The following is a 12,980-nucleotide window of genomic DNA, read 5'->3' as shown; positions in this document are numbered from 1 at the left end:
CGGTTCCGCGCCGGTCGATCCGAACGGGAAGTCCGAGGTCGCCGTGGACGCCGACTTCGCCGCGATCGCGGCGAAGCTCGGGGTGACGACCGACCGGCTCGACGCCGCGCTGATCGCGGCCAAGACGTCGCCGGCTCCCTCGGCCGGCGTCACACCGGATGCCTTCGTCGCGGCGGTCGCGGCCAACCTGGGGCTGCCGGTCTCGCGGGTCCAGGACGCTCTGGGACCGCTGATCGCCAAGCCCGCGCCGGGTGGCGACCGCTGCAAGCAGGACAGCGAGGACAAGAAGGGAGTGGACGGCCCGCAAGACTCGCCGTTCACCACGGATGCCGCGGCGGCGTCTGTTGCCGCGGCGCTCGGCGTCGATCAGGCTAAGGCCAAGGCCGCTCTGACCGCTGTGATGGCGTTGGGATCGGCTTCCGGCGGCGTCGATCCGACGTCCAGGGCCTTCGGTGACATCGCCGCCTCGCTCGGGGTCGGCTCCGACCGGCTCACCGGCGTGTTGGCGGATCTGAAGCGGTCACTGGCCAACGGCTGACAGCCGCCGGATCCTTCGGGATCGACGATGAGGATGGGCGACCATGCGGATACTTGTGGTGGACGATGATCCGGCTGTGCGGCGGTCCTTGGAGCATGCGTTGCGCCGGGACGGCTATGACGTGTCATCCGCCGCTGATGGGGCGTCCGCCCTCGCCGAGCATGGGGTGTTCCGCCCGGACGCGGTGGTGCTCGACGTCCTCATGCCCGAACCGAACGGGCTGGAGGTGTGCCGGACGCTGCGTTCGGGCGGGCTCGACACGCCGATCCTGATGCTCACGGCCCGGGACCTGGTCACCGACCGGGTCGCCGGGCTCGACGCGGGGGCCGACGACTACCTGGTCAAGCCCTTCGCCTTGGACGAGCTGCGGGCCCGGCTCAGAGCCCTGCTCCGGCGCAGCGGCGCCAGCGCCGAGGTGCTGCGCTTCACCGACGTCGACCTGGACTTGAGCGGCTGCAGGGCCGAGCGTGCCGGCCGGCGCCTGGAGCTGACCAAGACGGAGCTGTCGCTGCTGGAGCTGTTCCTGCGCAATCCCGGCCGGGTACTGAGCCGGACCCAGATCTTCGAGTCAGTCTGGGGCTACGACTTCGGCCCGGAGTCGAACGCGCTGTGGGTCTACATCAGCTACCTGCGGAGCAAGCTCGAGGCGGACGGCGGCAGCCGACTGATCCAGACGGTGCGCGGCCTGGGTTATGTCCTGCGTGAGGAGCCATGAACCTGCGCACCCGGTTGGCCATCGCCGGCGGTTCCGTGGTCGTGGGCGCGCTGGTGCTCGTGTCGGTGGTCCTGTATCCGGCGGTGGAGGCCAACCTCCGCGGTCAGATCGACAGCTCACTGGTCGTGGCGGTCGGCCAGGCACCGGCCGTGGCCATGGCCATCAAGGCCAAGTACAGGATGTCCAACGCGGAGCCGGACTTCCCAGCCGTTCCGCTGGGGATCGGGAGCACCCAGCTGCAGATCGTGCCGGACCCGGTCCGGATCGGGCCGTCGACGCAGTTCGTCGACCTCACCGCCCGCGACGTCGCCGTCGCGAACGGCACCGCCACCGCCTACTTCCGTGACGCGGTGTACAACGGCGTCGGCTACCGCGTCTACACCGCCCAATTCCCCGGATCACCCGGGGTGCTCGTGCGCACGGCCATCCCCGAATCCGACCCCGTACCCACGCTGCGCGAACTCGCCTGGCTGCTCGCCGGCTCGACAGTGGCCGCCGGAGGTCTGGCGGCACTGGCCTCACGCCTGGCAGCACGCCGCGTCCTACGCCCGGTGGGCCGGCTCACCGAGACCGTCGAACTGATCCGCACGACGGGCGACCTCGCCATCCCGATCCCCGCCGACAGCCGGGATGAGATCGGCCGGCTCGGCTCCGCGTTCGCTGCGATGACCGCCGCCCTGGACGAGTCGGTCGGCGCCCAGCGCCGCCTGGTGGCTGACGCCTCGCACGAACTCCGGACACCACTGACGAGCCTGACCGTGAACCTCGAGCTGCTGGCGGAAAACCTGGCCGACGCGCAGGCCCCACTCCTTGCCGCCGAAGCGCTCGGCCAGGCCGGCGAACTCAGAACACTGGTCAACGACCTGGTCGACCTGGCCCGCTACGGCCAGCCCGCGTTCCACACCGAAGACGTCCGCCTCGACCTCGTCGCCGAGCGCGTCGCAGCCCGCGCGGCGCGTCGGGCGCCAAAGATCGAATTCGAGCTGACCTGCGCGCCCACCCTCGTCCACGGAGACCCCGACGCCCTGGAACGCGCCGTCGCGAACCTTGTCGACAACGCCGTGAAATGGAGCCCGTCCGGCGGCCGGGTCCGGATCAGCGTCAAGGCGGGCATCCTCGACGTCACGGACGCCGGCCCGGGAATCCCCGACAGCGACCTCGAATTCGTCTTCGACCGCTTCTACCGCTCACCCGCAGCCCGCGCGCACCCTGGCTCCGGGCTGGGCCTGGCCATCGTCCGGCAGGTCGCCGAGGCTCATGGCGGGACGACAGAGGCCGTGCCGTGTCAAAGTGGCGCGATACTGCGGCTGGTACTGCCGGTGTGTGTCGAACACGCGGAGCCCCGGTAGCGACCAAGCCCTGACCATGCGACTCGACATTCGTCAAGGTGATCGACTCGGCGGCGTTCTCGGGGAGTACCGGCATACGGCTTGACCTGGACGGATGATTAATCGATGCCCGCAGGGTGATTGACAAGCCGCCAAACTTAAAATATCTACCCAAAATGGTATAAATCGGACTTTGGACGTACCTTCTTAAGGGTGTCGACTCGATCCGCCAGCGGCGCCGTGGACTGGCAGCACGAATGGCTTACGTCTCTCACCTCGACGGCGATGACCTGGGTCGTCACCATTCTGGCCGGTGCCCTGGTGGTCTGGCTGCTGACCCGCTACACGCCCTGGGGGCGGCAGTTCCGGCGCCTCGCCTTTCCCTATCTCAAGCCTGGGCGTAGCTGGATCACCTGGCGACCGCTGCTCACCCTCCTGCTGCTGCTCTGGCTGACGGTCCTCGCGGTACGCCTCGAAGTGCTGATCTCGTATGCGACGAACGGCCTCTACACGGCGCTGCAGGGACTGGACGCGAAGATGTTCTGGTTCTGCGTCACCGTTTTCATGATCCTTGCGGTGATCGCCGTCTCCAGCGCGCAGCTCGCGTATCTCATCACCCAGCGACTGTTCATCCACTGGCGGACCTGGCTCAACGACCACATGATCGCCGACTGGCTGGACGGGCACGCCTACCATCGGGGCCAGTTCGTGAGCTCCCCGGTCGACAACCCGGATCAGCGCATCGAGGAAGACGTCACGCAGTTCGTCGAGGACTCGTACGACCTGTCGATCGGCGCGATCGGCGCCGCCTTGAGACTGGTGTCGTTCACCGCCATTCTCTGGGGGCTGTCAGGGCCGATGTCCGTCTTCGGCCACGAGATACCACGTGCGATGGTCTTCCTCGCCTACACCTACGTGATCATGGCGTCGTTCCTCGCCTTCAGGATCGGTCGACCGCTGATCCACTTGAACTTCCTGCGGGAGGGGCTCTCCGCCTCTTTCCGCTACGCCCTGGTCCGCCTGCGGGACAACTCCGAGAGCATCGCGTTCTCCGGCGGTGAGAACGTCGAGCGGGCGGCGCTGTCGGACAGGTTCTCCACTGTCATGGGGAACACCTGGGCGATCACCAAGCGGTCCCTGAAGCTCCAGGTGTTCAACGACACGGTTACCCAGATCTCGGTCGTGTTCCCCTTCATCATCCAGGTGCCGCGCTTCTTCAGCGGGACGATCTCACTGGGTGACATCACCCAGACCGCCGATGCTTTCGGCCAGGTGCACGACTCGTTGTCCTTCTTCAGGAACGCCTACGACTCCTTCGCCACCTACCGGGCGACGCTGAACCGGCTGACGGCGCTGATGGACGCGAACAGGGAGTCGCGCGACCTGTCGTCGCCGATCTTCACTCATCGTCCCGACGCGCTGGAGATCGAGGGCCTGGGGGTGTGGCGTCCCGACAGGCGACCGCTGATCGAGGGACTGACGCTGAGCATGAGTCCTGGGCAGGCGCTGCTGGTCAGGGGAGCCTCGGGAAGCGGGAAGACCACGTTGCTGCGCAGCCTGGCCAGTCTCTGGCCACACGCCCACGGCACCGTCCGCCGGCCCACCGGAGCTCACACGATCTTCCTGTCGCAGCAGTCGTATCTGCCCCTGGGAAGCCTGCGTACCGCGCTGGCCTACCCCGAGCCTGCGTACCGGATCGACGACGAGCAGGCGTGCGAGGCATTGCGCTGGGTACAGCTCGGCCACCTGGAGAACCAGATCGACGATGAGGCCCATTGGTCCCGCACCCTGTCTCCCGGCGAGCAGCAGCGCCTCGGTTTCGCCAGGGTCCTGTTGAAGCGGCCCCACCTGGCCTTCCTCGACGAGGCGACCTCCGCCGTCGACGAAGGTCTCGAACACGCGTTGTACAGCTTGATCCGTGATCGCCTGCCCCGGTGCATTCTTGTCAGCGTCGGCCATCGCAGCACGTTGAACGCCTTCCACACCCACTACCTGGAACTGTTCGGTGCGGGACGCTGGGGCATGGCGCCGGGAGGCGGGTAGGGCCGGCCTGCTCTGGCCGAGGAGCGGATGATCAGCTCTATCGGGTGGATGCGCCCGGTTCCCGTACGCCGGTGCCCGCGGACAGGCCGATCGGGTCCGGCGTGGTAGGTCGTCAGCGACTGCTCCTGATCGCCGAGAGCGCGAGGGCCTTTTAGCGCAGCGTCGGTTGTGACAGGCGTATGGTGCCGCGCGCCTTCTTCCTGACGTCGTGGGCGGCCCACGGGGGTATCAGGCGGAGTCTGCCGCCCAGCCTGTCCCTGCCGGTGGTAGCCACACGAGACGTAGGCGAAGCGGGTGTCTGGCTAACACCGCGCGCTCGAAGCAGGCTCGATGTGTCCTGAGCAACGGCTTGCAAGCCCCCGGCCCGGCCCTCCACATCACCGATGCGACGGCCCGGCCTGCCTTCACCAGCCCTTCTGTCAGGGCACCACCCGCCCCGACGCGCCACACACAACCCCTGGAACCTCACCATGACCGACCCCATTTTCCAAGGAGGCCTGACGCGGCCACAGCGCCGCGCGCAAAAGACTCATGCCGGGGACGACCCGGCGAACCGAACAAGGGAGATCCTCAAATGAGCGACATCGATACAGCGCCCGACTCCGGCGTGCGGACCGGACACTGCCTGTGCGGCTCGATCAGCTACCGATTCGACGCGGAGCCCGAGGCCGTCGTCCTCTGCCACTGCGCTCACTGCCAGCGAAACAGCGGTTCGGCGTTCTCGGTGAACGTTCTGGTGGCGCGCGATTCCCTGGAAATCAAGGGAACGCCCAAGCCCTATCAAACCGTCGGAGCCGAAAACGGCAACCTGCGGGACAGGCTTTTCTGCGCCGATTGCGGTACTCCGATCTTCACCATCATGCACGAACGGCCCGATCTCGTGATCGTCAAGGCCGGAACCCTCGATGACCCTACGAGGCTGAAGCCGTCCGCCGAGGTGTGGTGGCGTCGAGCCCAGGACTGGATCGAACCGAACCCGAACCGAGTGAGGTTCGACGGCGACGCGAAGTAACGCGCGCGTCGAGGAAATCGCGGCACCGATCTCACCCGGCGCCGATTCGAAACGTCAGAACGAGGAGTGGATCATGGGCTTTCGTACGATCAACCCGGCCACCGGCGAATTCATCAAGGAGTTCCCGCTGCAGCCGGATGAGGAAGTATTCGCCGCACTGGAAACCGCGGACACGCTCTACCGCGAAGACTGGAAGTTCAGGCCGGTCGCGGAACGGGCTCGAATCGTCAGCCGTGCCGCTCAGATCCTGCGTGAGAAGCGGGATGAGTACGTGGAGTACCTGACCCTGGAGATGGGGAAGGTCACCCGATTCGGCTACTTCGAAGTCGATCTCGTAGCCGATATTCTGGACTACTACGCCGAGCACGGGGAGAGCTTCCTCGCGGAGCGGTCGCTGCCGGGCGAGCCCGGCGCAAAGCTGATCGCCGAACCCATCGGCGTCATCCTGGCGATCGAGCCATGGAACTTCCCCTACTATCAGCTGGCCCGTGTGGCCGCGTCCCAGTTGGTGGCGGGCAACGTGGTCATGATGAAGCACGCCGAGAGCGTGCCGCAGTGCGCACTGGCCTTCGCTCGACTGTTCGAGGAAGCGGGAGCTCCGGAAGGGGCTTACACGAATCTCTTCTGCGGCGTCGAGCAGATCGCCAAGCTGGTCGACGACTTCCGCGTGCGCGGCGTCACGTTGACCGGTAGCGAGAGGGCGGGGGCTTCGGTCGGGGAACGCGCCGGCCGCAACCTCAAGAAGGTAGTCCTGGAGCTGGGCGGCAGCGACCCCGCCCTGATCCTGGAAGGCGCGCCTCTGGAGCATGCGGTCGAGCAGGTGGTGATGGGACGCACCTACAACTCGGGGCAGGGCTGCGTCAACATCAAGCGCGTGATCGTGGTCGGCGGAGCCCGGGGCGAGGAGATGCTGGCCGCCCTGAAGGAGCGCTTTGCCGCGATCACAGTGGGTGACCCGAAGGACGAGGCCACTCAGGTCGGCCCCCTGGCCAGCGAACGCGCCCTGGAGGGACTGCTTCGGCTGATCGAGGACGCAAAGGCCGCGGGAGCGCGAATCGTTCACGGCGGCAACCGCGTCGACCGCCCCGGGTTCTATCTCGAACCGACGATCATCACGGACATCGGCGAGAACAACCCGCTCTACCAGGAAGAGGCCTTCGGACCGGTACTGTCCTTCTACGTCGTGGACAGCGAGGAAGAAGCGATCCGGCTGGCCAACGCCACCAGGTTCGGCCTGGGCGGCTACGTCTTCGATGCCGACGTCGAACATGCCCGGCAGGTGGCGACCCGCATCGAGTCCGGCATGGTGTACATCAATTCCTGCTTCGCCGACTCGCCGAGCCTGCCCTTCGGAGGGGTCAAGAACTCCGGATTCGGACGTGAACTGTCGGAACTGGGCATCGGCGAATTCCTCAACCGCAAACTGGTGAAGGTCGCGCCGTAGCGCGAACGGATGGGCGGGCGAGCACAGCTACCTGACGTGAAAGTCGCTGAGATCGCCTTTCATCACAGACTGTCCGCCACGTTGGGGGTCGCCTGGCTTCAGGGCACATGGCGGCCTCCGTGTGCCGGTCAGGGATGATCTATCCACTTCTACGGGCCATCCATGGGCGCGAGGTTCTCAAAGGAGGTGGAAAGGCGGGCCGTGTGCGCAGCCGGGAGGGGTGTTGTTGCCGCTGATGTCGAAATCAGCGCAGGTGAGGAACAGGTAATTGAATTTGCCGAGCAGGAAGGCCAGGACTCCGACGGCGATTGTGACGGCGACTGCCCGCAGCCGGTGCCGTTCAGGGAGCTCGGCGTAGTCGGGCAGCAGGATCCGCGACAGCAGCCAGGCCAGGGCCGGCGCTCCCACCAGGGTGAGCACCACCTCGAAGTAGTGAAGGTAGCGAAACCCGTGAGCTCTCGGCGCCACGACGGCCAGAACGACCCAGACCGAGGGCAGGGTCAGAGCGACCCAGCCTGCCCAGGGCAGCGCACCTCTGGCGTGCAGCATCAGACCCGAGAGCAGCACCGCCGTGGCCACGGCCCAGATTGCCAGCACGGCGTCGAAGAAGATGGCGCCGTACGCGCCCAGCGTGAACGCGGGCCACAAGATGACAAGCGTGCCACCCGCCGATGCTGCCGCGGTAGCCCGGAGAGTGGGGTCGATTTCGGGGAGGCCGTGCTTCCCTTTCGGGCTGGGATCGCGGGACGCCTCACCAACCATGTTCACTCCGACCGCTCAACACCGGCCACCGGGGCGAGCCGCTGGACTCACGCTTCCGGGCATGACGCACGCCCACTCCTCGGCAATATAGAGAGGCGCAGCGCGTTCTCGGCTCGGCGACTCACCGTCCATACCGAGAAAATGACGATGCTTCCGTCAGCCGACGGTACGGCATGCAAAAGCCGTCAGATCAGCGCCACAACGGCGATCACCGTGATCGCGCTCGGGGGTTCGTGCCTGTCGGCGATCGGTCCCACCACGTCGCCGAACTGTAGCGCGATGTTCAGATTCCGTCCGCGCGCGGGTCAAAGATTGCCGCCTAAGGTTCGCTGTTGGCCCTGCTGCGACACCAGGTCATAGCACGCCAGCGATCCATTTGGAGGTGCGGTCTTTGTCTGCGCCGCTTTTCCGGCGAGTCGTCATCGCCGCATTGACGCTATCCACGGCAGGCGTCGCCTGCTCGTTGTTCGCCGCCCCGGCGTCCGCCAATTCGACCGGGACCGGCTTGATCATAAGTGAAGCGTACGTCAACGGAGGCTCGTCCGGCGCGAGCTACCTCAACAAATTCGTCGAACTTTACAACCCGACGCCGAACGCCATCTCCCTCGCCGGCGACACCCTCCAGTACCGCGCACCCACGAGCACCACGGTCCCGGGCGGTTCGCAGGTGTTCGCCCTTTCAGGGACGGTCGCAGGCCACGGCCACCTCCTCATCCAGCTGCCGAGCAACAACGCGAGCACCAACCCCGGGGCACCGCTGCCGACACCCGATCTGAGCACCGGCGGGAGCGTCAACCCCGGCGCGGGGGGCGGCACGCTGTTCATCGCGGCCAGCACCTCGGGTGTGCTTCCCACCGACAGCACGGTGATCGACAAGATCGGCTGGGGAACCAGCAACTCTCCGGAGGCGAGCGCTCCGACGGGTAACTCGCTGACCCTGAGCTACCAGCGTGACGCGGCCGGCGCGGACACGGATGACAACGCCGCCGACTTCCACGTCGCCGCTCCGAACCCCCAGAACGCGGCCTCCGACGCCGGCAACCCGGGCGACGGCACCGGGACGATCACGGTCACGGACCCCGGCTCGCAGAGCGCCACGTCCGGTACGGCGATCACACCTCTTACCCTGCACGCCTCCGGCGGTACCGAGCCGTACACCTGGACGGCGACCGGACTGCCCGCCGGGCTGACGATCTCCTCGGACGGTACCGTCTCGGGCACTCCCACCTCGGCCGGTACGTCGTCGGTGACGGTGACCGCCACCGACTCGACCGGCGCGACCGGCTCGGCGACCTTCAGGTTCCAGGTCGCCGGGGACGGTTCGACCATCATCCCGATCGCGTCGATCCAGGGCACGAACACCGACACCTCGCCGTACAAGGGGCAGACGGTGACGACCGAGGGTGTCGTGACCGCGGTCTACGCGACCGGCGGCTTCAACGGCTTCTTCCTGGAAACCGGCGGCGCCGGCGGTACGAAGGCCAACGACAAGACTCCCGGCGCTTCCGACGCGGTGTTCGTCTTCGGGACGGAGTCGGCCGGCCAGGTCAAGATCGGCGAGAGCGTCCAGGTGACCGGCGAGGTCACGGAGTTCCAGGGCGAGACCGAGATCCAGTTCCCGACGGTGACCAAGCTCGCCACCCCGCTGGCGGCCGTCGTCCCGGGCCAGATCCCGTGGTCGGACCTGGCGACCGACGCCGCGAAGGAGGAGCACGAGGGCGAGCTGATCGCGCCGCAGGGCGACTTCACGGTGTCGGACAACTACGACGCGAACTTCTACGGCTCCTTCACGCTGGCCGCGGGCGACAAGCCGCTGCGCCAGCCGACCGACGCCGGAACCGCGGGAAGCGCCGAGGCGAAGGCCGCCGCGGCTGACAACGCCGCCCGGATGGTGACGCTCGACGACGGCTCCAGCTCGAACTACAGCACCAGCGCCGCCCGCGACACTCCGCTGCCGTGGCTGACCGCGACCAAAGCGGTCACGGTGGGCTCGAAGGTGACCTTCCACGCGCCGGTGATCCTTGAGTACCGGTTCTCGCTGTGGAACTTCCAGCCGAGGCAGCAGGTCACCGACGACGGCTCGGCGGTCGCCACCTTCAGCGATCTCCGTACCGGGAACCAGCGGCCGTCGGCCGTCGGTGGTGGCATCCGCCTGGCCACGTTCAACGTCGAGAACTACTTCCCCATGACCGGCGAGAACTACGTCGCCAAGGGACTGGGCAGCTGCACGTACTACACGGACCGGCAGGGCAACCGGATCGCGGTCAACACGTGCACCGGCACGGACCGCAGCTCCGGCCCGCGCGGTGCGGCCGACGGCGCCAACTTCGCCCGCCAGCAGGCGAAGATCGTCACCGGTGTCAACCGGCTCGACGCGAGCGTCGTGTCGCTGGAGGAGATCGAGAACTCCGTCAAGTTCGGTGAGCCGCGTGACACCGCCCTGGCGGGCCTCGTCGACGCGCTCAACGCGGCCGCCGGCTCGAAGGTCTGGGCCTACGCGCCTTCGCCGTCCGCCGACAAGCTGCCGCCGCTGTCCCAGCAGGACGTCATCCGTACCGCCTTCATCTACAAGCCGGCCGATGTCACCCTGGCCGGACCGTCGACCGTGCTGACTGGCGACTCCGGCCCCGGCCAGCCGTTCTCGATCGCCCGTCAGCCGCTGGCCCAGGGCTTCAAGAAGGTCGGCGCCACCGACAAGGACGCGTTCCTCGCGGTGGCCAACCACCTGAAGTCGAAGGGCGCCGGCACCCCGCTCTACGACGGCGACGCAGAGGACACCTCGTCCCCGGACGTCAACCAGGGCGCGTTCAACGCGACCCGGGTCCGCCAGGCGCAGGCCGTCTCCGCGTTCGCGTCGCAGGCGGCGGCCGGCCTCGGCACCGACCGGATCTTCCTGCTCGGCGACTTCAACGCCTACACGCACGAGGACCCGATGCAGGTCCTGTACTCCGACGGCTACACCGACCTGGGCAGCACGTTCGACCCGTCGGAGTCGACGTACTCCTTCAACGGCCTGCAGGGCTCCCTCGACCACGTGCTGGCCAACCCGGCCGCGAAGGCGATGGTGACCGGCGCGGACGTGTGGCAGATCAACGCGCAGGAGTCCGTGGCCTACAACTACAGCCGCTACAACTACAACGCCGCCCAGCTGTTCAACGGCACCGACCCGTTCGCGGCCTCCGATCACGACCCGGTCATCGTCGGGCTGAACCTCCCGGTCACGCCCGTCGCGCCGGCCTGGAACACCTCGAAGGTGTACAACACCGGCGACAAGGTGACCTACCAGGGCTCGACCTGGCAGGCCTCGTGGTGGACGCAGAACCAGAAGCCGGGTGACCCCAACGGCCCCTGGGAGCAGATCGAGACCGCTGCCGACGGCACCGCCGTCTGGACCCCCTCCCGGGTCTTCAACACCGGCGACGTCGTCATGTACAAGAACAAGAAGTACAAGGCACAGTGGTGGACCCGTAACCAGGCCCCCGGCCAGCCCTACGGCCCCTGGCAGCCCGTCGACTGACCAGAGACCGATGGAGATGGGGCCGCCTTCGACACAGATCGACGGCGGCCCCTTCGCGTACCGGGCCGACCGTCGCGTGTACGCCCAGTGCGCAGAGGGACGGCAGGCACGCGCCAACGGCAAGATCGTCGAAGCGCTTGACGGATGAGCCGCAGTCTGCGGCCGTGGGTGCGACCGCCTATTCCGCCCGGGTTCACCACCTGCTCGAAGGGACGTCATCCACAGGCCCGAATTGACCGTTTTGATCAGGTATACGCCCTTGATCCAATTGGGTGGAGTGGAGGTGTCGCAGCCTCCGCCAATCTCCTGAGCCGAGGTTTCTATGAGATCGATGGTCTTGAACCATCAGGCTGCGAGGCCGCTGCTGGTGGCGCTCGCCGCAGCGACCGCGCTGGCCGTCTTCCCGGCCGCCGCGTACGCGGACACGGGTCAGCCCGCGCCGGTCACCGGCGGACTTCCCTTGATCAACACGACCGAGAAGATCGGTCCGGGAATCAACCTGCAGCACGTGCAGGCGCTCGACCAGAACGGCTGGTACAACGCGCGGTTCCTGACCGTGGACCTGTCCAACAGCGCGGTCAGCACGGATCTGCTGACCGCCGGACCGGTCGCGTCGGGCGGGCCGCTCAGCGTGGCCGCCAACAAGGCCGGCGCCATCGCGGGCGTCAACGGCGACTTCTACGACCTGGGCAACTCCACCGCGGCGCACGGTATCGAGATCCAGAACGGGCAACTGCTCAAGACCGCCAACATCGGCGGCCCGGAAGCCGCCGATGTGCTCCCGCACGTCGGCGTCAGCCAGGACGGCATCGCCCAGCTCGTGAACGCCACGGTCAACGCGTCCGCGAACTTCGCGGGCACGGACCACAAGGTCCTGTCGGTCAACGCCGCGGACCCCGAACCCCACCCGGTACCCGCGGACGGCATGGTCGCGTTCACGTCCGCATGGGGCACCTACAGCCGCAACCGCCCGTTCATCGGCGTGGACCAGAACCTCGCCGAGGTGCTGGTCCGGAACAACAAGGTCGTTTCGGTCACCCCGAACGCCCCCGCGGGCTCGGGGACGATCCCGGATGACGGGTTCTACCTGGTCGGACGCGACGCCGCGGCGGTCGCGATCCGCGCGCTGCAGCCCGGCGACCCGGTGACGCTCAGCTGGGAGCTTGCCGACCCGGTCGCCAAGACCATGAAGTTCGCGCTCGGCCACGGCGGCACCGGCGAGGGCATCGTCGTCTCCAACGGCAAGCCCCGCGCCGGCCTGGACAACACCGCGATCTCCCCGCGCACCTCGTTCGGCTTCAAGGACAACGGGCACACGCTCGTGCTCGGCCAGTGGAACGGTCCGGGCGGCACCGGCAAGGGTGGCGTCACGGTCGACAAGGTAGCCCGTGGCATGGTCGCGATGGGCGCGCAGACCGCGGTCATCCTCGACAGCGGCGGCTCGAGCGAGATGGTCGCCCGCGCGCTCGGCGAGGACCAGGTGACCATTCGCAACACCCCGTCCGACGGCGGGGAACGCAGCAACACGAACGGCGTGGGCGTGTTCGTCTCCAAGGGCGACGGCAAGGCGCACGAGGTCCTCATCAAGCCCGCGCCGGGTTCGGCCACGGCCGACGGTGAC

Annotated in this window: 10 protein-coding genes; 8 read left to right on the top strand and 2 right to left on the bottom strand. The window is 67.5% G+C overall.

All coding sequences use genetic code 11. The features are described 5' to 3' along the window. The 6 genes from CHC08_RS50395 to CHC08_RS46490 all read left to right on the top strand — a co-directional run. Positions 1-538: hypothetical protein (locus CHC08_RS50395; protein WP_218825829.1), on the top strand; the 538-nt coding region annotated here is incomplete at its 5' end. A 43-nt stretch (positions 539-581) separates the two neighbouring features. Then, a complete protein-coding gene (locus CHC08_RS46510) occupies positions 582-1,253 on the top strand; it encodes a response regulator transcription factor (protein ID WP_089213770.1) in 672 nt (223 codons plus the stop codon). Continuing rightward, complete coding sequence (locus CHC08_RS46505) at positions 1,250-2,602, top strand: HAMP domain-containing sensor histidine kinase (RefSeq protein WP_089213769.1); 1,353 nt, start codon at positions 1,250-1,252, stop codon at positions 2,600-2,602. The genes CHC08_RS46510 and CHC08_RS46505 overlap by 4 nt, the downstream gene beginning before the upstream one ends. A gap of 192 nt (positions 2,603-2,794) precedes the next feature. Further along, positions 2,795-4,624 carry an ABC transporter ATP-binding protein/permease gene (locus CHC08_RS46500; RefSeq protein WP_218825828.1) on the top strand — a complete coding sequence of 610 codons (1,830 nt, stop codon included), beginning with the start codon at positions 2,795-2,797 and terminating at the stop codon, positions 4,622-4,624. Positions 4,625-5,198: 574 nt separating this feature from the next. After that, positions 5,199-5,636 carry a GFA family protein gene (locus tag CHC08_RS46495; RefSeq protein ID WP_089213767.1) on the top strand — a complete coding sequence of 146 codons (438 nt, stop codon included), beginning with the start codon at positions 5,199-5,201 and terminating at the stop codon, positions 5,634-5,636. A gap of 73 nt (positions 5,637-5,709) precedes the next feature. Next, positions 5,710-7,080: an NAD-dependent succinate-semialdehyde dehydrogenase gene (locus CHC08_RS46490; protein WP_089213766.1), complete on the top strand. Its 1,371-nt coding sequence runs from the start codon at positions 5,710-5,712 to the stop codon at positions 7,078-7,080. 177 nt (positions 7,081-7,257) lie between these two features. On the opposite strand, the gene CHC08_RS46485 is transcribed toward CHC08_RS46490, so the two are convergent. Both CHC08_RS46485 and CHC08_RS51090 read right to left on the bottom strand, forming a co-directional pair. Beyond that, a complete protein-coding gene (locus CHC08_RS46485; RefSeq protein ID WP_143653683.1) occupies positions 7,258-7,728 on the bottom strand; it encodes a hypothetical protein in 471 nt (156 codons plus the stop codon). 468 nt (positions 7,729-8,196) lie between these two features. Then, positions 8,197-8,355 (bottom strand): hypothetical protein, encoded by a 159-nt coding sequence (locus tag CHC08_RS51090; RefSeq protein WP_218825827.1) that lies wholly within the window; start codon positions 8,353-8,355, stop codon positions 8,197-8,199. Between CHC08_RS51090 and CHC08_RS46480 the strand changes: the two genes are divergently transcribed. Together CHC08_RS46480 and CHC08_RS46475 are read left to right on the top strand one after the other, a co-directional pair. Continuing rightward, the gene (locus CHC08_RS46480; RefSeq protein WP_218825826.1) at positions 8,348-11,359 is read left to right on the top strand and encodes an ExeM/NucH family extracellular endonuclease; all 3,012 of its coding nucleotides are present in this window, start codon (positions 8,348-8,350) and stop codon (positions 11,357-11,359) included. The genes CHC08_RS51090 and CHC08_RS46480 overlap by 8 nt on opposite strands. Before the next feature lie 331 nt (positions 11,360-11,690). Beyond that, the coding region (locus tag CHC08_RS46475) for a phosphodiester glycosidase family protein (protein ID WP_179282638.1) at positions 11,691-12,980 on the top strand (1,290 nt) is incomplete at its 3' end.

The organism is Streptosporangium subroseum, assembly GCF_900188345.1.
GTDB classification, from domain to species: domain Bacteria; phylum Actinomycetota; class Actinomycetes; order Streptosporangiales; family Streptosporangiaceae; genus Streptosporangium; species Streptosporangium subroseum.
Note: the sequence above shows the minus strand (reverse complement) of the source record. Positions and strands in the feature narration are given on the sequence as shown.

Excerpts from the sequence above, each read along its gene's own strand:
- CHC08_RS46510 (WP_089213770.1), top strand. The coding sequence starts at position 582 with ATGCGGATACTTGTGGTGGACGATGATCCGGCTGTGCGGCGGTCCTTG.
- CHC08_RS46505 (WP_089213769.1), top strand. The coding sequence starts at position 1,250 with ATGAACCTGCGCACCCGGTTGGCCATCGCCGGCGGTTCCGTGGTCGTG.
- CHC08_RS46495 (WP_089213767.1), top strand. The coding sequence starts at position 5,199 with ATGAGCGACATCGATACAGCGCCCGACTCCGGCGTGCGGACCGGACAC.
- CHC08_RS46490 (WP_089213766.1), top strand. The coding sequence starts at position 5,710 with ATGGGCTTTCGTACGATCAACCCGGCCACCGGCGAATTCATCAAGGAG.
- CHC08_RS51090 (WP_218825827.1), bottom strand. The coding sequence starts at position 8,355 with ATGATCAAGCCGGTCCCGGTCGAATTGGCGGACGCCGGGGCGGCGAAC.